Below are 24,222 nucleotides of genomic sequence, written 5' to 3'. Positions count from 1 at the left end.
AGCCCTGCAACCCCGACGGCCAGGTCGGGAGGGCTCCCTGCGCGGTATCCCAGCCCTCAGAAGACGAAAGGAACACTCTCATGCAGGGTATCTGGCACGGCGCCGGGGACGGCAGCCGACCGGCGGACAGCTGGGTCACCCGTGTGGCCCGTAACCTGCGGAAACGCCTCAACCTGCGTGGACACCGCGTCCACCACCACCTCATCCGCGGCGCCAGCTACAGCCTCGGCAGCGGCGCTGTCAGCCTGAGCATCGTCTGGGTCCGGTGCCGCTACTAGCTCTCGATCTCCCACGAGCCCCCGGTCACCGCAGACCGGGGGCTCGCCTCGTTCCGAACGCGGAGACTCGCTAGAAGCATCTCGCCTCCGTCGCCGACGTAACCTCGGGGCGGCTTGGCTCCCGGTTCGCTGCACAAGCGACCACAGCCGCCCGCCTTCCCGGTAGGTGCGGCACGAGATGGAGATCCTCGACACCCGCCCGTTGGTCGACAACCCGCAAGGTGTCGGGACGGCCCGCTTCCGACCCTCTGCGGGCCGTCGTCGGACGCGTTGGTGTATCGGGCAGTCGTGCCATCCCGTCGGGGGCCGCGTATGCGCGGTCCCCGACGGTGCGTTTCCGCCCTGGGCGTCGCGTTCGTCGCCAGGTCCGACTGCCTCTGTCCGGCCCTCTACTTCACGGTGGCGGTGCCGATGAGGATGCGGTGATCCGAGCAGCGGCCGTCCGGCGACTTCTCCGTGCGATCGCAGGTGGTGGAGATCGACAGCGAGTCCGCGCTGTAGCTGCCCGGGCTGGCCAGCGCCGCCTCCGAGACGAAGATCATGTCGATCTTCCGCTTGGTGTTGCACTTTGACTGACTGACGGTGTCGTCGTCGGCTGTCCACTCGCCGTATCCGAGGCAGGTGGGGGCCACCGTCTTGACGGGGTCGGTGTCGTCCAGTTCCCGGAACAACCCCTTGTTGCCGCCGTTGATGGTGGTGTCCAAGGTGGCCGAGTAGAACGTGTCCAGCGAGGGGTAGTCGGGCTGGACGTTGAGGTCGCCCGCGATCATGACCGTCTGGCCGGCGTTGACCCATGCGTCGAGCTGCACCTGGACGGCCTGCAGCTGATTCAGCTTGTCGGCGTTCGACTCCACCGTGATGTGCGTCGTGCAGAAGCGGGTGGCCGCGTCGGCGAGGAGCGGCGCGCAGAGCATGTTCCGCTTCTCGTCGGTTCCGTCGTCCGGGAGCTTGATCCGGTCGGCGGTGCCGAGAGGACGCTTGCTGAAGATCGCGTTGCCGAACGCCTCCCCATCACAGACATCTTCGTTGCCCGCCGTCCTGCTGGCCTCGAAGCGGCCGAAATTGTCAGGATCGTCCGGCCAATTCGCCGCTCGCAGCTGAGTGACGAGCGTGCGCCACTGGTTCGCGCAGAGCTCGTTGAACGCGGCGAAGTCCGCGTTGCGGTACACGATCGACGACACGGCCCCCTCCACCATGCCCGAGGTCACGGAGCCGTCGTTGAGCTTGTGCCCGGCGACGTTCCACTGCCAGATGTTGTACGTCTTCGGGCTCGTCGTCTCCGCCTGGGCCGCGGCCGCGGGCAGCATCGCGGCGCACAACGCGCCCGCGAGAGCGATCCGGATCCTGCGGAACCGTCCCATAAGGTCTTCCTCCCATGAAGTGCCAGCCCTCCCCCAGGCTGGGGCGCCGCTTGATGCGGCAGAGATGATCTTAGGCACGCCCCGAAGCACTCAGCACGTCACATCGGCCGGCGCATCTGCAGCCACCAGAGCGACGCGGTGTTCGAGACCCTTGTCGCAGCAGAGGTTTCCCCAAGTACTGGTCCAGTCTCCTGACCGTCGGCATGGCGGACACAGGCCGCGGGTGCCGGGTGGGTGAAGTCGGGGCAAACCCCCGACGGCCGCAACCCGAGCACGGACGGCGCCTCTTTGACGGCGAGGTCAGTTTCGCTGGACAGCGCCAAGTGTTGATGGTGTCCCACCAGGGCAGACCAAGTGCGCGCGTTGGTGAAAATGCCCTGCTCACAGCGCTGCGGGAGCAGTAGCATCCCCGAATGCGAAGCATCGAGGCCCTGATCCCGCATGCCGGACGCGAAGACATCGCAGGCCTGCGGGAGATCGACGCGGAGGAACTCGCCCGGTACGCGGCGGACCCCGCGCACCCGTGGTGGCGCCGCAGGCCCTGCGTGATCGCGCTGACCGGCCGGATCCCGGAGCGGTACGTCCCCGAGCTGACCGCGCGCATCCAGGATCCTTGCGACACTTCCGAGGTGCGCAGGGCCCTGCTCGACCTGCTCGCGGATCAGGCGGAACTGCTGCCCTGGCTGCGACACGAGGACCGCCGGGCCGACACCTCGTACGGAATGGCCACGGCTTTCCTGAAGGCACGGGGCTTGCTCGGCGACCGCTCGGCCGCGCGCGAGCTGGCGACTCTCGCCGCCTCGCCGTGGCAACGCTCCCGCGTCGCAGGCGAAGCCGGTCTGGACGGGCTGGTCGACCGATACGGGACCGCCGCGATCCTGGCCGAACTCGGCATGGAGCGACCCGAGGACCGGGCGTTCCGCGTCCGGATGCGGCATCGCGCCGACGACGACGTGACCGACGCGCTCGCGGACCCGGACCGGGGAGTCGCGTACCTTGCGCAGTCGCTCGCGACCGACCCGGACCGTCTCCGCGCCTACCTCGACGAGGCGCCGACGACCGAGGCAAAGCTGTGGGCGGCGTACGCGTTGCACGGCCTCACCGAGGACGAGGCCGAGATCCGGGCTGTCTACGAGCGCCTGGGATACCCCCGGGTCGAGGTCGAGGGCCTGGACGAGGAACTACGCGGTGTGATCGTCCACGAGTACGGTCACGGCTGCGAGCGCGCGAGCGACCCGCGGTGGCGGCTCGAGGCCCTGTGCGACGAACCGCCCGCCCGCCCCGACGTGGACGACCAGCTCCGCCGCGCGATGGCCGCCCTCACGACAGCCGGCCTCGCGCCGAAGCCCCCGGTCTCGTGCGGCGAGGACAACCAGCAGGGGGACGGGACCTATCACGTGATCGAGGTCGGCGAGCACCGTCTCCTGATCAGCACCCTCGGCCCGTTCGCGACCGCCGAGGACGACGACTCCGCCGGCCGACGGGCGCTCGAACGGGCGGGCTTCCGCTGGATCGACGCGGAAACCGGCGCGATCCGGGTCACGGACCTCTGTGTCTACTACTTCGGCGGACGCGGGTCCCTCACGGTCGAGACGCTGCTGTTCTACTGGCAGGACTAGGGCGTTTCGTCGGGATCACGGAAGATGCTCGTCGTGACGGTCCCGCGCGCTGTGTCAGCGCCGTGCCGTACGGGCTCCGCCCGCAGTTCCGTGAAACCTGGCCATGACGTCGGTGATGGCAGCGACGGGGTCCCACTCCTGGACCGCGCTCCTCGCCCTTCAGGCGGAGGCGGATCGTCCGTGGAGTTGATCCGGGCTCGTTGGTTGCCCAGACACAGTGGAGGCATGACAACCCATACGGCGCACCTCAACACGACAGCGACAGAACGGCCCGTTCCCCGGTGGGCTGCTGCCGCAGCCCATGCAATGCCTTTGGTCGCGCTGCCTGTGTGCCTGTGGCGTCTTCCCATCGCCTTCGGCTACGGCATGGGCGGGGAGGTCCTGCCCCCGTCACCGTGGAACATTCCCTACGTCGTCGGACTCAGCGTTCTGTCCGAGATATTCGCCCTGCTCAGCCTCGGCCTGGTCCGCCGGTGGGGCGAGGTCGTGCCCACCTGGGTCCCCAAGTTGGGCGGCAGACGCATCCCGCCCTTCGCGGTCATCCTCCCTGCGACAATAGGCGGCCTCTTCTTCTCCGCCCTGATGGTCCACTGGGTGTTCGGGGCCTTCCGCCTGGGCGGTGCTGACGGCTTCCCGTACGCCGAGGGGTGGGACGTGCTGGCGATGACGGTCAGTGGTCTGTTCACCTTGTGGGGCCCTCTGCTGCTGGCCCTGACGTTCGCGTATCACCGTCGCCGGCGCTCTCACTGAGCTGCTCCCAACGCCATTCACGGAATCGCGGTCAGAGCCGCCGTACGGTCCGGATGTGATCTCGCGACCGACGGGTCAAGCTCAGGGCCCCTATGGCACAACTATCTTTCGCACCTGCTCCGGCCCCGGCCTCAAGCGCGAGAGTGAGGAACGCGGCCTCAGAGATGACGTTCTTGAACACTCACTCAGCTTGTTCCATAAGGCTAGGTGACGCCGATTGCGGCGTGACGAGTGCGCCCCATCGCCCCCGACACGGTCGGGTCGGGTGCGCGGTCGTCGGCCACTGGTCACGAGTACGGGGAGGGCTGCAGCCGTACACGAGGCGGCCCCACTCCCGGGTCGGCAGAGGGGCCGCTTGTCGTGATGTCAGGGGCGCCCGGCTCGGCGTCTGGTCACCCCGGGGCCGCTGGGCGTGGTGACGGTGCGGGCCGCCTCTCGGGCACGGGGTTCTCGGCCGGCAGGGGGTGACCCGCGGCCGCACCGGACGGGCATCTCGCCACAACGACGCGCCCTGCCAGGCGCGGGCGCCTGCCACGTTGTTCAGCTCAACGGATCGCCGCCGCAGCCCACCGGGCGAAGCCCGCCACATTGCGCGGGCAACGCCATCGGGACTCTCCCTCCGGTTCCTTGTCGGGGTAGTCGAGGTCCGTCCACTCGTACTCCGAGTCGCCGGCCAGCAACGACAGCAGCATCTCGAAGGACTCCAACGTCCCGTCGACATCACTTTCGTCGCACGGATGGATCTCGTGACTGCAGGCCCCATTGGCGACAGCCGGATCCGAAGCCGCGGCCAGCAGCGCCTCCATGGCTTCGTTCGCAGCCTTGGGCTCGGCCTCCGTGGCTGCGTGGCCGTACATCAGCACCAGCCCGAACGTGAAGAACGCGGTGACATCCGGATCCGGGGGCACCGCGGCCCGTGCCCTGCGGAGCTGTTCCACGCACTCCAGCAAGGTCTCGTCGTGCTCGCCCAGAAAATATCCCTGCCGGATCGACTCCCAGTCTTCGGCCAGCTCTTCCGCATTCGCAATCATGATCATGTCGACGTCAGGGGCGGGAGCCCTGGTTCCCGATCCGGCAGGACACCGTTCGGCCCTTGGGCAGCGCTTCGTCGGCGCCGGTCTCCGGTTACGGGCACGCGGCCCCGGCGGCCGCGAAACTCGGGTGCTGTCCGGAACCTGCCGGCGGTAGGTTCGCCCTGGCATGTGGCAGGGGAGGAAGCCCTGCGGGGCGGGCGATTCCGGGGGGGCGACGCCGATGATGTTCGGCTACTCGGACGAGTGGTGGGTGCTGCTGCTGTACCCAGCGGTGTTGTGGGTGCCGTTCGGGCCGTTCCTCATGCTCTCGCTGGGGGTGTGGTGCGCTTCCGCGCCCGGTCCTCGACCTCGAGTGTGGTCGGTGTCGGTGCCGCTGATACCGGTGGTGACCTCGGCGGTCTTCATGATCTTCCCGCTGAGCCGGTGGGACCGGCCGGTGCGGGTGGACGGCGCGGTGGAACCGCCGGAGCAGTTGTACGAGTTCCTCGGCTACCTGGCCGTGTACGTCGGGGGCATCACGGTGCTGCCCTGGCTGCTCGGTTACGGCATCACTCGCCTGCTGCGCTTCGTACGGGCCCGCCGGTGCGGCCCGGGGAAGCAGCGCGGGGCGCGGCACACGGCCACGGAGGCGGACACGCCGTAGTCGCTGAGCCGTCCGTCGGGGAGCCGTCCGTCGGGGAGCCGTCCGTCGGGGAGCCGTCAGCAGCGCCGACCCTGGCACGGCGGCGGCGCGTCCTGTGCTCCGGGCCTGCCCTCGGGCCGGAACAGGGCGACGAGGAAGGTCAGGGCGATGCCCGCCGCCACCGCGAACAGGGCGTTGCTGATCCCGTTCGCCGTCCCGTCGCTCAGCTGCTCCCCCGTGAGTCCGCCCAGACCCGCCGTCGCCACCAGCACCAGGAGGGCGAGGCCCACGGCGGCGCCCATCCCGGAGCCGGTGGAGGCGATCCCCGAGGCGATGCCCTGATCCCGGTCGGGCACCCCGGTCCCGGCGGCGATGAACATGCCGGTGAACACGATGCCGTCACCGGCGCTGAGCAGGACGAGTCCCGGGACCAGCTCTGCGTACGAGCCGTCGGGGGAGACAGTCGCGCCGAGCAGGACGGCACCCACCGCACCGACCGCGAGTGCGCCGAGCAGTGTGCGCCGCAGACCGAAACGGGTCACGAGCTGCCCCGCGGTCATCGACCCCGCGACGACGACCGCCGTCGGGACGACGAATCCTGCGCCGGTCTCCAGGGCGTCGTAGCCGAGAACCTGCTGGAAGTGGAGCGAGAGGAAGTACAGCACCGAGCCGAAGGTCGCCATGAACATGAACGCGATGACGACGCTCGTAACGAGGCTGGGGTTGGCCAGGAGGCGCGGCGGCACGAGCGAATCGCTGCTGCGCCGCTCGACGAGCACGAAGACTCCCAGCAGGAGGAGCCCGGCCGCAGCACTGAGCAGGATGCCGGGCGAGAGCCAGCCGAGCCCCGGCCCCTGGACCAGCGCGAACACGATCAGTGTGACGCCGAGGGTGACGGTGAGCGCACCGGGCAGGTCGAATCTGCGAGTCCGGTCGCGCTGCGGGTCCTTGGGGATCAGCACGAAGGAGAGGACCAGTGCGGGGACCGCGAGGGCGACGTTGACCAGGAATACCGCTTCCCAGCCGAAGGCATGGGTCAGCAGTCCTCCGAGGAGTACGCCGATCACCAGCCCGGCGGCGCCTGCACCGCCCCAGATCCCCAACGCGCGGTTGCGCACGCGGCCTTCGCGGAAGGTGACATTGATGAGCGCCAGGGTCGTGGGAAAGACGAGCGCGCCGCCGAGGCCCTGAACCGCGCGGGCGGCCAGGAGCATTCCGGGCCCCGTCGCCAGTCCGCCCACGAAAGCCGCGGCCGCGTAGAGGGTGAGGCCGGCGGCAAGGATCCGGCGCCGCCCGAGGAGGTCTGCGGCCCTTCCTCCGAACAGGAGGAAGCCGGCGGAGACCACGGCGTAGGCGCTGATCACGGACTGCAGCGACTGCGCGGAGTAGTCCAGGTCGCGGGCGATGTCGGGCAGTGCGACAACGACGATGTACTGGTCGAGCGAAACCGTGAACATGGCGAACGACAGCAGCGCGAGAGCCGCCGTGGCACGGTTCCAGCCGAGCCCGCTGGGCCGCGTCGCCCCGGCAGATGCCACAGCAGCACTCCTCGGAAGGGGCCCGTCGAGTCCGGCACGTACAGGAATGCACCACTATGTCATGAAGATCTCCGGCGACGGGGCGCGCGGCGCGGGGAGTGCCGCGCCGTCGGCCTCGACCGCAGACCCGGACCAAACCCGCGCCCGCACCCCGACACCCGGTCCCGGTCCGACACCCGGTCCCGGACCCGTGCCCGCACCCCCACCGGACTCACGGTCCGCGCCAGAGGTTGGCGAAGGCAGAGTTCTCGATGGACCGCCTCTGGCGTACGGCCTCCAGTTCCATCACCGCGTCGTGGACGATGGCCACCACCGTCGTCACCGCCTCGTCATCGAGGCCTGGCTCGTCGTCGGATCGTCCCCCTTCCATGCCCACGACCGAGGCAAGGGCGGCCAGGACAGGTTCCTTCTCCTCCCAGCGGTCGGCCGCCCGGCGGCGCGCGGGCGTATCGACCGGTTCCACGCGTTCCGAGCCGAAGGGCGACCGGCCGCTTCGCTTCCGCGTCAGCTCACCGTCCTCCTCCAGGGCGGCCTGGTACGCGGCCGAGAGGTCCTGGCCTCGGCGCCACAGCCAGTCCTCGATCCGCTCGTAAGGCGTCTGCCGAGCGAGCGCTGCCGCGGCCTCGCCGAGCAGCCGATCGTCCGGCACCGGCGGCCCGCCCGGCACGATGCGGTCGCGGTCCACGGTGACCGCCCCCGCACCGATGAGGTCGATCAGCTCGGCTCCCGCGAGTGCGAGCGACAGGTCTCCCTGTCCCACGGAACGCTTCAGCCCCGGGTCCATGGCGATGATGAACAGGTCTTTCGCCGTGGTCATGAACGGCTCCCCTCGGAGACATCGACAAAGAGGCGTCCCACCGGCCAGGCCTGCGTCCGGGGCCGGTCCAGCGGCAGGGCGACTGTCACCATCAGTATCGCCGGGGAACTCCTGTCGCTGGTGTCGTACCGCCCAGGCCGTCAGCGCGTCCTGCGCCCGGCCGCGTTGGACGCGGTGCCTCGACGACACAGCGGACGGCTGCGTCAGCCGGCCGGAGAATGTCGCTCCGGCTCATTCAGAGGCCCCGCTGTACCGCGTCCCCGTCAGGTCATCGGTCACGTGTGTGCCGGGCTTTCGCTCGCGGCCCGGTTCGACCGGCACGTCTTATTGGTTTGCCGACGGTCCGCTCAGTCGGATAGGAAGCTTGCATGCTGAGGGGCAACAAGGTCGGGCTCAGGGCCCGGCACGAGAACGACATCCCGGTCCTGCAGGCCGATCTCTACGACGACGTGGTCAACCACTCGCGGGCCCAAGGCCGGCCGTGGCGGCCGATCACACCCGGCTCGAAGGACTCGCCGCTCATCGTGGACGACACGGAGCACGGCCATGTCCCTTTCTCCGTGGTGGAGTTGGACGGCGGCACGCTGGTCGGTACCGCGGTGCTGTGGGGCATCGACAACCACAACCGGTCCGCGCACATCGGCCTCGGGCTGCTGTCGTCCGCCCGCGGCAATGGCTACGGTACCGACGTGGTCGCGGTGCTGTGCCACTACGGTTTCGTCGTCCGCGGCCTGCAGCGGCTGCAGATCGAGACGCTGTCGGACAACGCGGCGATGCTGCGCTCCGCCGAGCGCAACGGCTTCGTCCGCGAGGGCGTGCTGCGCTCCTCCGCCTGGGTCATGGGCGAGTTCCTGGACGAGGTACTGCTCGGGCTCCTCGTGCAGGACTGGAAGCCGGACTCGAAGAGCTAGGCCGCTGCCGGACGGTCGAAACCTCCAGAGGCCGGCCTTCCGGCACAGGGCGCGCGTCGCACACGGTGACCCGGTGGCCGAGAAGCGATCCCGTACGCGCCTCCTGGCCAGGGGAGACAACGACGAGCAGTGGATGCCGGAGCGCACAGGCAGGACCTGGTCCTCCTGGCTCGGGCCATTGCCTATGAAGCCGTCTTCGCCACCGTTGACGAGCTCGATTGCGGCGCGGACGTGAACGTCTCCGGAATCGATGCCGGCTGGATGGTCATGGAGTCCGGCGAGGACGGGTCTCCCACCGGCCGTGTCCTCTCGGGTCTTCACGAGGACCTGCTGACGATGGATCCGGGTGGACGCGACGGAACAGATCTGTGGCGGTGACCAAGGCTTGTGCGGGGCCGTAGCCGTGAACCGTGTCCGCGCCCAGAAGCCCTGCCGGCGCCTCGGGAGGCCTCGGCCCCCTTGCGTGATCGACGCACCGTGATGTGGTCAGGGTGCATGCGGAGTTCGAAGCGCCGGCGGTCGTACGAGGCTCAGACAGCCCGCTTACTGACGCCGCTGGCCAAGGACGCAGAACTCGTTGCCTTCCGGGTCTGCCAGGACAACCCACGACTGGTCACCCTGGCCGATGTCGACATGCTGTGCGCCATGGGCCACAAGGCGGGCCACCTCGGCCTCCTGGTCATCAGGCCTGAAGTCGAGATGCAGTCGGCTCTTCGCCTTCTCGGTCTCATCGACCCGGACGAAATCCAACCCCGGCATACGATCCGGCGCCGGGCGGATCTCGAACTCATCATCGGAGGAGTGGACCACAACCCAACCAAGAGCCTCGGCCCACCACTGCCCCAGCGCCGCCGGATCTACCGAGTGAACGATTACCTGTTCCCATTCCAAGGTCATCCGCAGAGCCTACACCTGCGCCTTCACGTCGGATCAGGCCGCAACTCATGGAGTTCCGGGCTTGATTCACCCGCCGGCATGCTCTGGCCCGCGCCACCCTGCCCCGCCATTCGCCGCTGGGACGACCTTCCTCCAGGGCGACGCGCTGGACGCCGTCGGCAGGTGGCAGGTGTGACGGCCCGGTGGCCCGCCCGCCGGCCACAGCCGGCGGCACCTGGCGACGCAGTGTCGGCAGCCTGCCGAAGAGCGGAGTTCCATCCTGATGCGGATACGGCCAATGGGAGGAACACACTCCGACCCGGGGGCACCGGCCCTCGAAAGGCGTGCGGGGCCTGGGATCCGGAGGGTCGGCGGGTTCCGGTGTCGCGCAAGGATCGCTCGGTCGTCATGGAGCCGTCACAGAGCCGTCTTGGCCCCGTCGAACTCGGGGCCTTCCGGATGGCTTGAAACCACGCAGGTCAATCCCCCACGCCCGCACCGCCGTTGATCGACTCACATACTGCGCTGACCGGCGGCGGGCGCCGTTGCGCCCCGGCCGGAATGACCACTCGACCTCATCCCAATCTCCTGGGGGAGACTTGCGCGCACACGTGCACAGAGCACGCGCCTTCACCATCGCGGCAGCCACATCGGTGGCGCTGGTGGCAGGCATGACCGGCCCCGTGACGGCGCTCGCCGCGAACACGACGGCCACATCGGACATCACGTACGTCGACGGCAACCAGCGAATCCCGCTCATTACGGGCGACCGCGTGGTGGTGGACACCAAGGGCCGGATGGTGGGCTTCGAGTCCGCCGAGGGCCGTGAACACATACCCGTACAGGTGCAGCGCTTCGAGGACCACACCCTGGTGGTGCCCAGCGACGCGCGGCGCCTGATCGCCGCCGGCAAGCTGGACCAGCGGCTCTTCGACCTCGACGTGCTCACCGACGCGCGGCTGCGCAAGAGCCATCGGGACGGGATCAAGCTGATCGTGCAGTACGAGGGGGGTGCCGGTGCCGCACGCGCCGAGGTGCGTGCGGCCGGCGACACCCGGCTGCGGCGCACGTTCCCGACCATCAACGCCGACGCCATCCGTACGTCCCGGGACGATGTCGCCAGGGTGTGGGATGCGCTGACCGACCGGCAGAGCAGCGGCGCGCGCGCCACCGCCTCCGGCATCGGCAAGGTGTGGCTGGACGGGGTGCGCGCGGCGAGCCTGGACCGCAGCGTCCGGCAGATCGGCGCCGACAAGGCGTGGGAGTCGGGGTACGACGGCACGGGCGTCACGATCGCCGTGCTCGACACCGGCGTCGACAAGACCCACGACGACCTCGAGCCCCAGGTCGTCGGTGAGAAGAACTTCTCCGCCTCCCCCGACACCGTGGACCGGGTCGGACACGGCACCCACGTCGCGTCGATCGCCGTGGGCACCGGAGCCAGGTCCGGTGGCCGGTTCAAGGGCGTCGCCCCCGGCGCCAAGGTGATCAGCGGGAAGGTCCTCGACGACGAGGGCTACGGCGACGACTCCGCCGTCGTCGCGGGCATGGAGTGGGCCGCCGCCGAAGGCGCGGACGTGGTCAACCTCAGCCTCGGCGGCGCCGACAGCCCCGGTGTCGACCCGCTGGAAGCCACGGTCGACAGGCTGTCCGCCGAGAAGGGCATCCTGTTCGCCATCGCGGCGGGCAACGAGGGCGAGGCCGGCGACTCGACGGTGGGCTCGCCTGGCAGTGCGGACGCCGCACTGACAGTCGGCGCCGTCGACAAGGACGACAAGCTCGCGCCCTTCTCCAGCATCGGCCCACGGGTCGGCGACGGCTCCGTCAAGCCGGACGTGACCGCGCCCGGGGTCGCCATCACCGCGGCCGCGGCACCCGGCAGCGCCATCGACACGCGCCCCGGCACACCGCATCCCGCACCGGGATACCTTCAGATCGACGGCACCTCGATGGCCACCCCGCACGTCGCGGGCGCGGCCGCGATCCTGAAGCAGCGGCATCCGGCCTGGAAGTCCACCGAGCTCAAGGGCGCGCTGACCGCGTCCGCCAAGGGTGGCGCCTACACCGCCTTCCAGCAGGGCTCGGGCCGCATCCAGATCGACAAGGCGCTGGCCCAGAGCGTCATCTCCGATCCGGTCTCGCTGAATTTCGGCATGGCGCAGTGGCCTCACGGCGACGACCGGCCCGCCACCCAGAAGGTCGCCTACCGCAACCTCGGGACCACCGACATCACCCTCGACCTTTCGGTGTCCACCCTGGACCCGAAGGGCAACCCGGCCCCGGCCGGGTTCTTCACGCTCGGCACCTCGAAGGTGACGGTGCCCGCCGGTGGCAGGGCCGAGGTCGACCTCGTCGCGGACACCAGGGTCGGCGACTCCGACGGCACGTATTCGGGCTACGTCACCGCCACCGGGTCGGGCCAGTCGGTCCGCACGGCCGCGGTGGCCGTCCGGGAGGCCGAGTCGTACGACCTCACGCTCAGGACCGTCGGCCGTGACGGCACGGACGCCCGGAACTTCTCCAGCACGCTCAACGGCGTCGCCGGCCCCGCCGCCGGGTTCGCGGCTCGCATCGACAACGAGCCGGGCACCCACACGATCCGTGTGCCCAAGGGCTCGTACACCTTGAACACGGCCGTCTACCAGGACCCGTCGGACTTCACCAAGGGCACCGACTGGCTCGCCCAGCCGAAGCTGGACATCTCCGGCGACACCACGGTCACCTCCGACGCACGCACGGCCAAGCCGGTGGACCTCACCGTGCCCGGCATCGACCGGGCGGATTACGGGGGTACGTACTACGAGGTCGCCACCGAGAGCGGCCGCATCGGCAACGGCTGGGTCCTCAGGGGCTTCACCGGCTTCCGCACCGCACACATGGGTCCGGCCGTCACCGACGGCTCCCTTCTGCAGACCTGGGACGCGCACTTCCTCAAGAACGCCACCACCCAGTACTCGGTGGCCTTCGGTGGCAGGACGAACCTGGTCGCGACCGGCTACACCAAGCATGTGAAGGCGAAGGAGCTGGCCACGCTCAAGGTCGGTCTCGGGGCCTCCGCCCCCGGGAAGTCCGCTCTCGCCTCCCCGTTCGCCCATCTCCCGGGCGCACCGGAGGGCAATGGGTTCTCCGCCCCCCAGGCGGCGCCGGGCACCCGCACGTTCCTTGTCTCCACCGCCGACGGCGTCGAGTGGCTCACCAAGGTCAACCAGCTCGGCGAGCCCGACGAGTGGGGCTACCCGGCCTGGGAGGGCAGCTGGGAGATGGTCCGTCCGAAGCGGTACGAGGCGGGCAGGACGTATCGGGAGACCTTCAACACGGGCGTCGTCGGCCCGCTTCTGGGCGAGCGGACGGGCGTCTTCCGCACCGCTCCCGACCCGGCGACGGGCGAGCAGCAGCTCATCGGCGCCGTACCCCTGTTCGCCGACGGCGAGGGCCACACGGGATCCACGCCGTACACCTCGGCCACGTCGACGCTGTACCGCGACGGCGTCAAGGTCGGCGAGAACGACGACCCGCTGAGCGGCTCGCAGCCTTTCACGGTCGACGCCGCCGACGCCGAGTACCGGCTGGTGACCTCCGTGGAACGCCCGGCGAACATCGCGGCTGCCTCCACCCGCGTGGAGACCGGCTTCACGTTCCGCTCGAAGCAGGTCGCGGAGACCACGGCGCTGCCGGTGTCCACGGTCCGCTTCGCCGCCCCCGTCGATCTCGCCTCGCGTGCGCCGGCGCACGCGCCGGTCGTCGTCCCGGTGACCGTGCAGGGCTCGGCGGCCGGGAAGAACCTCAAATCACTGAGCATTTCGGTGAGTTACGACGACGGGAGCACCTGGCAGCTCGTGCAGGTCCAGAACGGCAGGATCTCCGTGAAGAACCCGGCGAAGGACAAGGGGATCTCCTTCTCCGCCGTGGTCACGGACCAGCAGGACAACATGTCGACGCTGACCATCCGCAACGCGTGGTTCGGCAAGTGACGCTGCCCTGTCGACCGACGTAGCCGGTCACGGCGCCACCACCTCGGGGTGGTGGCGCCGTGCGTTCGGGGAACTTCGCCGCACGGCGCCGCCGCGGGCCCGGTCCACGGTCCGCGATTTCGGCGGAGACAATTGCTCTCCGTGCTCTCCGCACTCTCCGCACTCTCCGCACTCTCCGCACTCTCCGCACTCTCCGCACTCTCCGCACTCTCCGCACTCTCCGCACTCTCCGCACCAAGGCTTGACCGGTGGACCTGCTGCGACGTATTTTCGAGCGCACCGGTTCGTGAGTTCATGGAAGGAGGCGCATTCGGATGTCGACCATCTCCGAAGCACATCGCCTCGCTCACGAGACCGCCTGGACTCCGGGTCGTGTAGCACACGGCTGCTGAGCAGCCCCTTCACCGGCGTGCCCGTTTGCGGCCCCGGCATCTTCCGATCTCTGTCACCGGCTTCGGCACGTCGTTGCGTGCCGCCACGCGCCGGGTTCTTGAGCTGCGCCACCGAATACAGAAGGCTTCCGAAATGGCGACTTGGGCAATTGGATCGACCGCACACCGAAATGAGGATGTGCCATGGTAGCGGCGCGGATCACGGTCAATGGGGAAGAAACTCCACTCTCACCGGCTGCACCCCACACCACGGTGCTGGATTTCCTGCGCGAGCGTGGCCTCACCGGCACCAAGGAGGGCTGTGCCGAGGGTGAATGCGGTGCCTGTTCGGTCCTGGTGGCCCGACCTGGGGTGAACAAGCCCACCGACTGGGTGGCGGTCAACGCCTGCCTGGTCCCGGCCGCGGCGCTCGACGGTCAGGAGGTCATCACCTCCGAAGGTCTCGCCACCGCCGGGGAACCCGGCAAACCACCCACGCTGCACCCCGTGCAGGAGGAGATGGCCGTCCGCGGTGGATCCCAATGCGGTTACTGCACGCCGGGATTCATCTGCAGCATGGCCGCCGAGTACTACCGACCCGACCGCTGCGCGCACGCCGACCCGGCCGAGGGCGCCGACTCCGAGCACGGCCCGAACGGTTTCGATCTGCACGCGCTGAGCGGGAACCTGTGCCGCTGCACCGGATACCGCCCGATCCGCGATGCCGCGTTCGCCGTCGGTACGCCCACCCAGGACGACGCCCTGGCGCAGCGCCGCGAACAGTCCCCGCCCGAGCCGGTGGCCACCGCGTACACCCAGGGCGACAGCGCGTTCCTGCGGCCGGGCACCCTGCCCGAAGCGCTGTGGCTGCTGCGCGAGCGGACCGACGCGGTGGTGGTCGCCGGAAGCACCGACTGGGGCGTGGAGGTGAACATCCGCGCCCGGCGGGCCAGTTGCGTGGTCGCCGTCGATCGCCTGCCCGAAATGCGGGAACTTCGCGTCGAATCGGACCACATCGTGATCGGGGCGGCGCTGACGCTCACCGAGATCGAACGACGCCTCGACGGCAGGATCCCGCTGCTGGCAGAGCTGTTCCCGCAGTTCGCGTCCCGGCTCATCCGCAACAGCGCGACCCTCGGCGGCAATCTGGGTACCGGCTCCCCCATCGGTGACAGCCCGCCGGTGCTGCTGGCGCTCGAGGCGTCGGTGCTGCTCGCCGACGCCGACGGTGAGCGCGAAGTCCCGCTCGCGGAGTACTTCACCGGCTACCGGCAGAGCGTGCGCCGGCCCGGGGAGCTGATCCGGGCGGTGCGCATCCCGCTGCAGCTGTCGCCGGTGTCGGCCTTCCACAAGATTGCCAAGCGGCGCTTCGACGACATCTCCAGCGTGGCGGTCGCTTTCGCGCTCGACATCGAGGACGGGATCGTCCGCAAGGCGCGCATCGGTCTGGGCGGCGTGGCCGCCACTCCGATCCGCGCCCTCGCCACCGAGACGGCCCTCGAGGGCAAGCCGTGGACGGCGGAGACCGCCGAGGCGGCGGCCGGGGTGCTGCAGGCCCAGGGCACACCCATGAACGATCACCGCGCCAGCGCCGCCTACCGCTCCGCGATGCTCGGCCAGAGCCTGTTGAAGCTGTACGCGCACACCACCGAGGCGGTCTCGTCATGAGCCATTTGTCCGAGCGTCCCGCACGGCCCGTCGTCGGCGTCTCGATGCCCCACGAGAGCGCCAACCTGCACGTCACCGGAACCGCGCTCTACACCGACGACCTGGTCCACCGGACCAAGGACGTGCTGCACGCCCACCCGGTCCAGGTGATGAGGGCCCACGGCAGGATCACGGCGCTGCGCACCGAGCCCGCGCTCGCCGTGCCCGGTGTGGTCCGCGTACTGACCGGTGCCGATGTGCCCGGCGTCAACGACGCCGGTATGAAGCACGACGAACCGCTGTTCCCCGACGAGGTCATGTTCCACGGCCACGCGGTCGCCTGGGTACTCGCCGAGACGCTGGAGGCGGCCCGGATCGGCGCGGCGGCGGTCGAGGTCGAACTCGAGGAACTGCCCTCTGTGATCACGTTGCAGGACGCGATCGCGGCCGACAGTTTCCACGGCGCCCGGCCCATGATGGTGACGGGCGACGTCGACGCCGGCTTCGGCGACTCCGCGCACGTGTTCACCGGCGAGTTCCAGTTCTCCGATCAGGAACACTTCTATCTGGAGACGCACGCGGCGCTGGCGCTCGTCGACGAGAGCGGGCAGGTGTTCGTCCAGAGCAGCACCCAGCATCCTTCGGAGACCCAGGAGATCGTCGCGCACGTGCTGGGCCTGCACAGCCACGAGGTGACCGTGCAGTGTCTGCGGATGGGCGGCGGTTTCGGCGGCAAGGAGATGCAGCCGCACGGGTTCGCCGCCGTCGCCGCGCTCGGCGCCACACTGACCGGCCGCCCGGTTCGGGTGCGGCTCAACCGGACCCAGGACCTGACCATGTCCGGCAAGCGTCATGGGTTCCACGCCGCGTGGAGGATCGGCTTCGACGCCGAAGGCCGCATCCAGGCGCTGGACGCCACCCTGACCGCGGACGGCGGCTGGAGTCTGGACCTGTCCGAGCCGGTGGTGGCCCGCGCGCTGTGCCACATCGACAACACCTACTGGATTCCCCACGCGCGCGTCACCGGACGCATCGCCAGGACCAACAAGGTCTCCAACACCGCCTTCCGCGGCTTCGGCGGACCGCAGGGCATGCTGGTGATCGAGGACATCCTGGGCCGGTGCGCGCCACTGCTCGGCCTGGACCCCATGGATCTGCGGGAGCGCAACTTCTACCGGCAGGGGCAGGGGCAGACGACGCCGTACGGACAGCCGGTCACTCATCCGGAACGGATCTCCATCATCTGGAATCAGGTTCGGGACGACGCCGGCATCGCCGATCGCCGGCGCGACATCGCGGCCTTCAACGCCACGCACCCGAACACCAAGCGGGCGCTGGCCGTCACCGGTATCAAGTTCGGAATCTCGTTCAACCTCACCGCCTTCAACCAGGGCGGCGCACTCGTGCTGATCTACAAGGACGGCTCCGTCCTGATCAACCACGGCGGCACCGAGATGGGGCAGGGCCTGCACACCAAGATGCTGCAGGTGGCCGCGACCACCCTGGGTATCCCGTCACACAAGGTACGGCTGGCCCCGACGCGGACCGACAAGGTGCCCAACACCTCGGCCACCGCCGCCAGCTCGGGTGCGGATCTCAACGGTGCGGCGGTGAAGAACGCCTGCGAGCAGTTGCGCGGGCGACTGCTGCAGGTGGCCGGCACGCAGCTGGGGGCGAACGCCTCGGACGTGCGCATCGTCGAGGGCGTCGCGCGCGTCCTGGGCAGCGACAAGGAGCTGGCCTGGGACGACCTGGTGCGGACCGCGTACTTCCAGCGAGTTCAGCTGTCGGCGGCCGGTTTCTACCGGACCGAGGGCCTGCACTGGGACGTGAAGACGTTCAGGGGCTCGCCGTTCAAGTACTTCTCCTACGGTGCCGCCGCGACAGAGGTGGAGGTGGACGGCTTCACCGGCGCGTACCGCATCCGGCGCGTGGACATCGTCCACGATGTCGGCGACAGCCTGTCTCCGATGATCGACATCGGCCAGGTCGAGGGCGGTTTCGTGCAGGGCGCGGGGTGGCTGACGCTCGAGGACCTGCGCTGGGACACCGGTGACGGGCCGAACCGCGGCCGGCTGCTGACCCAGGCCGCGAGTACGTACAAGCTGCCGAGCTTCTCGGAGATGCCCGAGGAGTTCAACGTGCGGCTGCTGGAGAACGCGACCGAGGAGGGCGCGGTCTACGGGTCCAAGGCCGTGGGTGAGCCTCCGCTGATGCTGGCGTTCTCGGTGCGGGAAGCTCTGCGGCAGGCCGCGGCGGCGTTCGGGCCCGCCGGAGTCAGCGTGGAACTCGCCTCTCCCGCGACACCGGAGGCGGTGTACTGGGCCGTCGAAGCGGCCCGCGGGAGCGCCGTGCGGCGTGACGATCACGCTCCCGGGGCCGGGGCGATCCCCACGGACACGAGCGCTCTGAGCCATGCCTGACATGACGTGGGTCACCGCGGTCGCGCGGTTGCGAGCCCGCCGGGAAGCCGGCGTGCTCGTGACCGTCGCGACCGTGCGCGGCCATGCACCCCGCAGGGCCGGCGCCAAGCTCGTCGTGGGACGGACGGAGACCTGGGGCTCGATCGGCGGCGGCAACATCGAGGCCGTCGCGATCGATCGGGCCCGCGAGCTGATCGGCTCGCCCGATCCGGAGTCGGAGCTGATCGAGTTCGCCCTCAACGACAAGGTCACCAGCCGGCACGGCGTGCAATGCTGCGGCGGTGTCGTCAGCGTCCTGCTCGAACCGCTGCCGGTGGTCCAAGCGGTGGCGATCTTCGGTGTCGGGCACGTGGGGCTGGAGCTGGCACGCATCCTGGCCCGCCACGACCTCGATCTGCACCTGATCGACACCCGCCCCGACGTACTCACCGACGAACGGCTCGGGGTGCTCGCGGACGCTGTGGCCCAGATCCACGTGCACCACATTCCGCTGCTTCCGGAGGAGGTGCTCACGGAGCTGCCTCCCGGCACCCACGCTCTGATCATGACCCACGATCACGCCGAGGACGCCGCACTGTGCGACGCCGCACTGCGCACCCCCGGACTGGGCTCGATCGGGCTCATAGGCTCGGCCGCCAAATGGGCGCGGTTCCGGCAACGCCTGTCCACCGAGGGCGGCCACGACGCCGCCACCATCGACCGGATCAAGACCCCGATCGGAATCGCCGGGATCACCGGCAAGGAACCGGCCACGATCGCGGTGAGCGTCGCGGCGGACCTGCTCCGCACCTTCGAACAGGACGGCCACCGGAACGGGCCGACCGCAGTCGCCACTGTGCGGGAACCCGCGAACAGCCGGATGGCGACCTGATCTGGCGGCCCTTGGTGTCGCGCCGCGCTGGAAGCGGCGGCGACGCACCGGACGGTGGGGGTCTGTGATCGGGGACACGCACGGCAGATACTGCTGGAGGTCGCACCACACCTGCCAGCGCTGCCAGGAGATGCCCGTGAAGATGCTGATCAACGTTCCCGAGACCGTGGTCACCGATGCGCTGCGGGGGATGGCCGCCGCGCATCCCGAGCTCACCGTCGATGTCGAGCATCGCGTCGTGCTGCGGCGGGACGCGCCCGTGGACGGCAAGGTGGGGCTCGTGTCCGGAGGTGGGTCCGGGCATGAGCCGTTGCACGGGGGGTTCGTGGGGCCCGGGATGTTGGCGGCCGCTTGCCCCGGGGAGATCTTCACGTCGCCCGTGCCCGATCAGATGGTGCGGGCCGCCGCCGCGGTCGACAGCGGGGCCGGGGTCCTGTTCGTCGTCAAGAACTACACCGGGGACGTCCTCAACTTCGAGATGGCGGCCGAGCTCGCCGAGGACGAGGGGATCCAGATCGCCAAGGTTCTCGTCAACGACGACGTGGCGGTGACGGACAGTCTGTACACGGCCGGGCGGCGCGGGACCGGGGCCACCTTGTTCGTGGAGAAGATCGCCGGGGCCGCGGCCGAGGAGGGCGCGCCGCTGGAGCGGGTGGAGGCGATCGCGCGGCGGGTGAACGAGCGGTCGCGGAGCTTCGGTGTCGCGCTGAGCGCCTGCACCACGCCCGCCAAGGGCAGTCCCACCTTTGATCTGCCCACCGGTGAGCTGGAGTTGGGCATCGGGATCCATGGCGAGCCCGGGCGTGAGCGGCGGTCGATGATGACCTCGCGGGAGATCGCGGACTTCGCCGTCGATGCCGTGCTGGACGATCTGCGGCCGTCCGGGCCGGTCCTCGCCCTGGTGAACGGCATGGGCGCCACCCCGTTGCTCGAACTGTACGGCTTCAACGCCGAGGTTCAACGAGTCCTGACCGAACGTGCGGTGCCGGTCGCCCGCACCCTGGTCGGGAACTACGTCACCTCCCTCGACATGGCCGGCTGTTCGGTGACTTTGTGCGAGGCCGACGAAGAGATACTGCGACTGTGGGACGCGCCCGTGCAGACGCCCGCCCTGCGCTGGGGCCGGTGAGCGGAGTGTCCGAAGTCGACGAGTTCGACGCCGCGTTCTTCCTGCGCTGGCTGACCATCGCCGCGGCCGCCGTCGAACGCGAGGCCGATCGCCTCACCGAGCTCGACTCGGCGATCGGCGACGCCGACCACGGGGCCAATCTGAAGCGGGGGTTCGGCGCCGTGACGGATGCGCTGGAGAAGGATCCGCCCACGACGCCGGGCGCCGTACTCGCCGCTGCCGGGCGCCAGTTGATCTCCACCGTCGGCGGCGCGTCCGGGCCGCTGTACGGGACGCTGCTGCGCCGGACGGGCAAGAGTCTCGGCGAGGCTGCGGCGGTGACGCGACAGGAGCTGGCGGTGGCGCTCACCGCGGGAGTCGCTGCGGTCGCCCAGCTCGGCGGTGCGCAGGTCGGTGACAAGACGATGCTGGACGCCCTCGTTCCGGCAACCGAGGGGCTCGGCGAGTCCTTCGCGGCCGCCCTGGACGCGGCCGAGCGGGGCGCCCTCGCGACCGTACCCCTCCAGGCGCGCAAGGGCAGGGCGAGCTATCTGGGCGAGCGCTCCATCGGGCACCAGGACCCCGGGGCCACCTCGTCCGCGCTGCTGATCGCCGCCCTCGCCGAGGCGGCGGCCGAGTGACCGCGCAGGTCGGAATCGTCCTCGTCTCGCACAGCGCGGAGGTGGCCGACGCCGTCGTCGCACTGGCCCAGGGTCTCGCGGGCGGCGGAGCGACCGCGCCGATCGCCCCCGCGGGCGGCAGACCGGACGGCGGCCTCGGCACCAGCTCCCAGCTGATCGTCGGGGCGGCGCAGGAGGTCGACCGGGGTGCCGGTGTGGCGCTGCTCGTCGATCTCGGCAGCGCCGTGCTCACGGTCAAAGCGCTCCTCGCCGAGGAGGACGAGCTGCCGGAGGGGGCACGGCTCGTGGACGCCCCGTTCGTCGAGGGCGCCGTCGCCGCCCTCGTCACGGCGAGCGCGGGCGGGGATCTGGACGCCGTGGTGGCCGCGGCCTCGGAGGCCTACACGTATCGAAAGGAGTGAGAGGGGGGCGCGCGCGAGATCTGTCACACACCGTCCGGAAGGGCCTCCGTGTTGTGATGTACCTGGTCAACCCACTACTGTCACAGCGCCTTGGTGTACGGGAAACCGGTGCGGTACCGGTGCGGCCCTCGCCACTGTGATCGGGAAGTCCGGCTCCATCCCTCCGGGGAAGCCACTGGACCACCGCGGGAGACCGCGGCGGTTTGGGAAGGCGGAGTCGCGGCGGCATGACCCGTCAGCCAGGAGACCGGCCAAGGTGCGTTGTCCATCCACGAGGTGCTGGAGAGGGTCTCCCAACCATGCATATAGCCGAGGGGTATCTGCCCCCTGTGCACGCGGCCGCCTGGGGCGTCGCGTCCGCTCCCTTCGTTGTCCACGGTGTTCGCGCGCTGACCCGTGAGGTCAAGGCCAACCCCGAGTCCACCCTGCTGCTCGGTGCGTCCGGTGCGTTCACATTCGTCCTGTCCGCGCTCAAGATTCCGTCGGTGACGGGCAGTTGCTCGCACCCCACCGGTACGGGGCTCGGCGCGATCCTGTTCCGGCCGCCCGTGATGGCGGTCCTGGGCACGATCACGCTGCTCTTCCAGGCGTTGCTGCTCGCCCACGGCGGGCTCACGACGCTCGGTGCCAACGTCTTCTCGATGGCCATCGTCGGCCCATGGGCCGGCTTCGGTACGTACTGGCTGCTGCGCCGGTCCAACGTGCCGCTGATGGTGAGCGTGTTCTTCGGCGCGTTCGTCGCCGACATCTCCACCTACTGCGTCACCAGCGTGCAGCTCGCGCTGGCCTTCCCGGACCCGGGCAGCGGTGTGCTCGGCGCGCTGGCCAAGTTCGGGGGGATCTTCGCCGTGACCCAGCTCCCGCTCGCCGTCAGCGAGGGGCTGCTCACGGTGCTCGTGATGCGGCTGCTCACGCAGTCCAGCAAGGGGGACCTGACCCGCCTCGGCGTCCTGCTCCCGTCCCGGAAGAAGAACGAGAACGCGGAGGCGAGCGCCTGATGAGCCGGAACGCGAAGATCAACACCCTGCTGCTGCTCGTCGTCGCGGCTCTGGCGGTGTTCCCGCTGGTGCTCGGGCTCGGCGACCACAAGGAGGAGCCGTTCACCGGGGCCGACGCCGAGGCGGAGACGGCGATCACGGAGATCGCTCCCGACTACGAGCCGTGGTTCAGCCCGCTGTACGAGCCGCCGTCCGGCGAGGTCGAGTCGGCGCTGTTCTCGCTCCAGGCGGCGCTCGGCGCCGGCGTGCTGGCGTACTACTTCGGCGTGCACAGGGGCCGCAAGCAGGGTGAGGCCCGTGCCGAGGCGAAGGCGCTGCGGTCGGCGTCCGGCGACGAGTAGGCGCCGATGCTGCCGATCGACGCGGCGGCGCACAGCAGTCGCTGGCGCCGCCGTCACCCCTGCGAGAAAGCGGTGCTCGGGTTCGGTCTGACGCTCTGCGCGGTCTGTCTGCCGCCCTGGCCGGGCGCCGTGCTCGTCGCGGCGGCCACGCTCACCGTGCTCCTCGGTCCTGCCGGGGTGCCGGGGCGCCAGCTGTGGCGGGCGTTCCGGATCCCGCTGGGGTTCTGTGTGACGGGCGCGATCCCGCTCCTGTTCGAGGTCGGTGGTGCACGGGGGCTCGTCGCCCTCGCGCCGGACGGACCGGTGCACGCGGGCGAGTTGCTGTTGCGTACCTCGGCCGCGTCCCTGGGCGTGCTGCTGTTCGCGTTCACCACGCCCGTCTCGGACGTGCTGCCGCGTCTCGTACGGGCCGGGGTGCCGGCTCCCGTGGTGGACGTGGCGCTCGTGATGTACCGGATCAGCTTCCTGCTCCTGGACGCCATATCCAAGATCCGGCAGGCGCAGGCGGCGCGGCTCGGGCTCACCACGCGGGCGGCGACGTGGCGCTCCCTCGCGGGGCTCGGTGCGACCGCGTTCGTGCGCGCCTTCGACCGGGCGCAGCGCCTTCAGACGGGGCTCGCCGGGCGGGGGTACGACGGGACCTTGCGGGTCCTGGTGCCCCAGGCGGCGGTGTCGACCCGCTTCCTCGCGTCGACGGCCGGCCTCCTGGCCGGTCTCGTCACGCTCACTCTCGTACTGGAAAGGTCCCTGCCGTGAGCCCAGCACCTCCTGTCGTGGAACTGGTGAAGGCCACGTTCGCCTACGAGGACGGGCCGGTCGTCCTCGACGGCATCGACTTCGCCGTGCCGGAGGGCCGGGCGATGGCTCTCCTCGGCCGCAACGGCGGCGGCAAGACGACGCTGCTGCGGCTGCTGAGCGGGGGGCTGCGCAGCAGCAACGGAGCACTGCGGCTGGACGGCGAGGAGGTGTCGTACGACCGGAAGGGGCTGACCCGGCTGCGGACGACCGTGCAGCTGGTGGTCCAGGACCCGGACGACCAGCTCTTCGCGGCCTCGGTCGGCCAGGACGTGTCGTTCGGGCCGATGAATCTGGGGCTTCCGGAGGAGGAGGTACGGCTCCGGGTCCGCGAGGCGCTGGAGGCGCTGGACATCGTGGCCCTGGAGGACCGCCCGACCCATCTGTTGTCGTACGGGCAGCGGAAGCGGGCGGCGATCGCGGGCGCCGTGGCGATGCGGCCGCGCGTCCTCATCATGGACGAGCCGACGGCCGGGCTCGACCCGCACGGGCAGGAGCGACTCCTCGAGGTGCTCGGGCGGCTGCGGGACTCCGGTACGACGGTGGTCATGGCCACGCACGATGTCGATCTGGCGCTGCGCTGGGCGGACGAGGCCGCTGTGCTCTCGCCCGAGGGGCTGCGGACGGGCCCGATCGAGGAGCTGCTCGCCGACGACGAGCTCCTCGACGCGGCGCGCCTGCGTCGGCCCTGGGGCATGGCGGTGACGCGACTGCTGCGCGCGCACGGCCTGCTCGGCGCGGACGCGGAGGGTCCGCGCACGGCGGAGGACCTGGACATCTGGGTCACGGCACCGCGAGGCGCGTGAGGCGCACGAGGCGCACGAGGCGTCTTATGCATATAAGGCACCA

22 protein-coding genes and 1 riboswitch are annotated in these 24,222 nt (G+C 70.1%); of the genes, 17 read left to right on the top strand and 5 right to left on the bottom strand.

All coding sequences use genetic code 11. The features are described 5' to 3' along the window. Positions 1-80: 80 nt before the first annotated feature. Positions 81-278, top strand: coding sequence for a hypothetical protein (locus ACZ561_RS02435; RefSeq protein ID WP_470988615.1), 198 nt, complete (start codon positions 81-83; stop codon positions 276-278). A gap of 389 nt (positions 279-667) precedes the next feature. Here ACZ561_RS02435 and ACZ561_RS02430 read toward each other — a convergent pair whose 3' ends face one another. Continuing rightward, on the bottom strand, positions 668-1,639 hold the full coding sequence (locus ACZ561_RS02430) for an endonuclease/exonuclease/phosphatase family protein (RefSeq protein WP_470988612.1): 972 nt from the start codon (positions 1,637-1,639) through the stop codon (positions 668-670). A gap of 413 nt (positions 1,640-2,052) precedes the next feature. On the opposite strand from ACZ561_RS02430, the gene ACZ561_RS02425 reads away from it, so the two are divergent. Together ACZ561_RS02425 and ACZ561_RS02420 are read left to right on the top strand one after the other, a co-directional pair. Next, positions 2,053-3,258, top strand: coding sequence for a hypothetical protein (locus tag ACZ561_RS02425; protein WP_470988610.1), 1,206 nt, complete (start codon positions 2,053-2,055; stop codon positions 3,256-3,258). A 306-nt stretch (positions 3,259-3,564) separates the two neighbouring features. Continuing rightward, the gene (locus tag ACZ561_RS02420; protein ID WP_470990026.1) at positions 3,565-4,008 is read left to right on the top strand and encodes a hypothetical protein; all 444 of its coding nucleotides are present in this window, start codon (positions 3,565-3,567) and stop codon (positions 4,006-4,008) included. 545 nt (positions 4,009-4,553) lie between these two features. Here ACZ561_RS02420 and ACZ561_RS02415 read toward each other — a convergent pair. Then, positions 4,554-5,045, bottom strand: a complete 492-nt coding sequence (locus ACZ561_RS02415) for a hypothetical protein (protein WP_470988608.1) — start codon at positions 5,043-5,045, stop codon at positions 4,554-4,556. 217 nt (positions 5,046-5,262) lie between these two features. Between ACZ561_RS02415 and ACZ561_RS02410 the strand changes: the two genes are divergently transcribed. After that, positions 5,263-5,685 (top strand): hypothetical protein, encoded by a 423-nt coding sequence (locus tag ACZ561_RS02410; protein ID WP_470988607.1) that lies wholly within the window; start codon positions 5,263-5,265, stop codon positions 5,683-5,685. A 56-nt stretch (positions 5,686-5,741) separates the two neighbouring features. Here ACZ561_RS02410 and ACZ561_RS02405 read toward each other — a convergent pair whose 3' ends face one another. Further along, positions 5,742-7,202, bottom strand: a complete 1,461-nt coding sequence (locus tag ACZ561_RS02405; protein ID WP_470988604.1) for an MFS transporter — start codon at positions 7,200-7,202, stop codon at positions 5,742-5,744. A 211-nt stretch (positions 7,203-7,413) separates the two neighbouring features. Further along, entirely contained in the window at positions 7,414-8,019 is a 606-nt protein-coding gene (locus ACZ561_RS02400) for a GOLPH3/VPS74 family protein (protein WP_470988601.1), read from the bottom strand. Between the two features lie 368 nt (positions 8,020-8,387). Here ACZ561_RS02400 and ACZ561_RS02395 point away from each other — a divergent pair, with 368 nt between their 5' ends. Beyond that, positions 8,388-8,930 (top strand): GNAT family N-acetyltransferase, encoded by a 543-nt coding sequence (locus ACZ561_RS02395; protein WP_470988598.1) that lies wholly within the window; start codon positions 8,388-8,390, stop codon positions 8,928-8,930. 129 nt (positions 8,931-9,059) lie between these two features. Further along, on the top strand, positions 9,060-9,308 hold the full coding sequence (locus tag ACZ561_RS02390; protein ID WP_470988596.1) for a hypothetical protein: 249 nt from the start codon (positions 9,060-9,062) through the stop codon (positions 9,306-9,308). Between the two features lie 165 nt (positions 9,309-9,473). Here the strand turns inward: ACZ561_RS02390 and ACZ561_RS02385 are convergent, their stop codons facing one another. After that, positions 9,474-9,827 carry a VOC family protein gene (locus tag ACZ561_RS02385; protein WP_470988592.1) on the bottom strand — a complete coding sequence of 118 codons (354 nt, stop codon included), beginning with the start codon at positions 9,825-9,827 and terminating at the stop codon, positions 9,474-9,476. A 590-nt stretch (positions 9,828-10,417) separates the two neighbouring features. On the opposite strand from ACZ561_RS02385, the gene ACZ561_RS02380 reads away from it, so the two are divergent. The 11 genes from ACZ561_RS02380 (at position 10,418) to ACZ561_RS02330 (ending at position 24,179) form a co-directional block, all read left to right on the top strand. Beyond that, positions 10,418-13,777, top strand: a complete 3,360-nt coding sequence (locus tag ACZ561_RS02380; protein WP_470988589.1) for a S8 family peptidase — start codon at positions 10,418-10,420, stop codon at positions 13,775-13,777. Positions 13,778-14,352: 575 nt separating this feature from the next. Next, complete coding sequence (locus ACZ561_RS02375; protein ID WP_470988586.1) at positions 14,353-15,816, top strand: xanthine dehydrogenase small subunit; 1,464 nt, start codon at positions 14,353-14,355, stop codon at positions 15,814-15,816. Continuing rightward, positions 15,813-18,218 (top strand): xanthine dehydrogenase molybdopterin binding subunit, encoded by a 2,406-nt coding sequence (gene xdhB, locus ACZ561_RS02370; RefSeq protein ID WP_470988583.1) that lies wholly within the window; start codon positions 15,813-15,815, stop codon positions 18,216-18,218. The genes ACZ561_RS02375 and xdhB overlap by 4 nt, the downstream gene beginning before the upstream one ends. A gap of 1 nt (position 18,219) precedes the next feature. After that, complete coding sequence (gene xdhC, locus ACZ561_RS02365; protein ID WP_470990023.1) at positions 18,220-19,089, top strand: xanthine dehydrogenase accessory protein XdhC; 870 nt, start codon at positions 18,220-18,222, stop codon at positions 19,087-19,089. A gap of 136 nt (positions 19,090-19,225) precedes the next feature. After that, positions 19,226-20,218 carry a dihydroxyacetone kinase subunit DhaK gene (gene dhaK, locus ACZ561_RS02360; protein WP_470988580.1) on the top strand — a complete coding sequence of 331 codons (993 nt, stop codon included), beginning with the start codon at positions 19,226-19,228 and terminating at the stop codon, positions 20,216-20,218. After that, the gene (dhaL, locus tag ACZ561_RS02355; RefSeq protein ID WP_470988577.1) at positions 20,215-20,838 is read left to right on the top strand and encodes a dihydroxyacetone kinase subunit DhaL; all 624 of its coding nucleotides are present in this window, start codon (positions 20,215-20,217) and stop codon (positions 20,836-20,838) included. The genes dhaK and dhaL overlap by 4 nt, the downstream gene beginning before the upstream one ends. Then, positions 20,835-21,239: a PTS-dependent dihydroxyacetone kinase phosphotransferase subunit DhaM gene (locus ACZ561_RS02350; RefSeq protein WP_470988574.1), complete on the top strand. Its 405-nt coding sequence runs from the start codon at positions 20,835-20,837 to the stop codon at positions 21,237-21,239. Before dhaL ends, ACZ561_RS02350 begins: the two co-directional genes overlap by 4 nt. Positions 21,240-21,313: 74 nt before the next feature. After that, positions 21,314-21,509, top strand: a riboswitch (cobalamin riboswitch). A gap of 29 nt (positions 21,510-21,538) precedes the next feature. After that, a complete protein-coding gene (locus ACZ561_RS02345) occupies positions 21,539-22,237 on the top strand; it encodes an energy-coupling factor ABC transporter permease (RefSeq protein WP_376431959.1) in 699 nt (232 codons plus the stop codon). Beyond that, on the top strand, positions 22,237-22,578 hold the full coding sequence (locus ACZ561_RS02340; RefSeq protein WP_470988572.1) for an energy-coupling factor ABC transporter substrate-binding protein: 342 nt from the start codon (positions 22,237-22,239) through the stop codon (positions 22,576-22,578). The genes ACZ561_RS02345 and ACZ561_RS02340 overlap by 1 nt, the downstream gene beginning before the upstream one ends. A 6-nt stretch (positions 22,579-22,584) precedes the next feature. Beyond that, positions 22,585-23,334, top strand: coding sequence for a cobalt ECF transporter T component CbiQ (cbiQ, locus tag ACZ561_RS02335; protein ID WP_470988569.1), 750 nt, complete (start codon positions 22,585-22,587; stop codon positions 23,332-23,334). Continuing rightward, entirely contained in the window at positions 23,331-24,179 is an 849-nt protein-coding gene (locus tag ACZ561_RS02330; RefSeq protein ID WP_470988566.1) for an ATP-binding cassette domain-containing protein, read from the top strand. Before cbiQ ends, ACZ561_RS02330 begins: the two co-directional genes overlap by 4 nt. Positions 24,180-24,222 lie beyond the last annotated feature (43 nt).

Source organism: Streptomyces sp. NPDC039609 (assembly GCF_055596705.1).
This window is presented reverse-complemented; position numbering and strand designations above follow the sequence as displayed.

Bases quoted from the DNA above. Each gene is read 5' to 3' on its own strand.
- ACZ561_RS02435 (WP_470988615.1), top strand. From the start codon at position 81: ATGCAGGGTATCTGGCACGGCGCCGGGGACGGCAGCCGACCGGCGGAC.
- ACZ561_RS02430 (WP_470988612.1), bottom strand. From the start codon at position 1,639: ATGGGACGGTTCCGCAGGATCCGGATCGCTCTCGCGGGCGCGTTGTGC.
- ACZ561_RS02425 (WP_470988610.1), top strand. From the start codon at position 2,053: ATGCGAAGCATCGAGGCCCTGATCCCGCATGCCGGACGCGAAGACATC.
- ACZ561_RS02420 (WP_470990026.1), top strand. From the start codon at position 3,565: ATGCCTTTGGTCGCGCTGCCTGTGTGCCTGTGGCGTCTTCCCATCGCC.
- ACZ561_RS02415 (WP_470988608.1), bottom strand. From the start codon at position 5,045: ATGATCATGATTGCGAATGCGGAAGAGCTGGCCGAAGACTGGGAGTCG.
- ACZ561_RS02410 (WP_470988607.1), top strand. From the start codon at position 5,263: ATGATGTTCGGCTACTCGGACGAGTGGTGGGTGCTGCTGCTGTACCCA.
- ACZ561_RS02400 (WP_470988601.1), bottom strand. From the start codon at position 8,019: ATGACCACGGCGAAAGACCTGTTCATCATCGCCATGGACCCGGGGCTG.
- ACZ561_RS02395 (WP_470988598.1), top strand. From the start codon at position 8,388: ATGCTGAGGGGCAACAAGGTCGGGCTCAGGGCCCGGCACGAGAACGAC.
- ACZ561_RS02385 (WP_470988592.1), bottom strand. From the start codon at position 9,827: ATGACCTTGGAATGGGAACAGGTAATCGTTCACTCGGTAGATCCGGCG.
- ACZ561_RS02375 (WP_470988586.1), top strand. From the start codon at position 14,353: ATGGTAGCGGCGCGGATCACGGTCAATGGGGAAGAAACTCCACTCTCA.
- xdhB (WP_470988583.1), top strand. From the start codon at position 15,813: ATGAGCCATTTGTCCGAGCGTCCCGCACGGCCCGTCGTCGGCGTCTCG.
- xdhC (WP_470990023.1), top strand. From the start codon at position 18,220: ATGACGTGGGTCACCGCGGTCGCGCGGTTGCGAGCCCGCCGGGAAGCC.
- ACZ561_RS02345 (WP_376431959.1), top strand. From the start codon at position 21,539: ATGCATATAGCCGAGGGGTATCTGCCCCCTGTGCACGCGGCCGCCTGG.
- ACZ561_RS02340 (WP_470988572.1), top strand. From the start codon at position 22,237: ATGAGCCGGAACGCGAAGATCAACACCCTGCTGCTGCTCGTCGTCGCG.
- cbiQ (WP_470988569.1), top strand. From the start codon at position 22,585: ATGCTGCCGATCGACGCGGCGGCGCACAGCAGTCGCTGGCGCCGCCGT.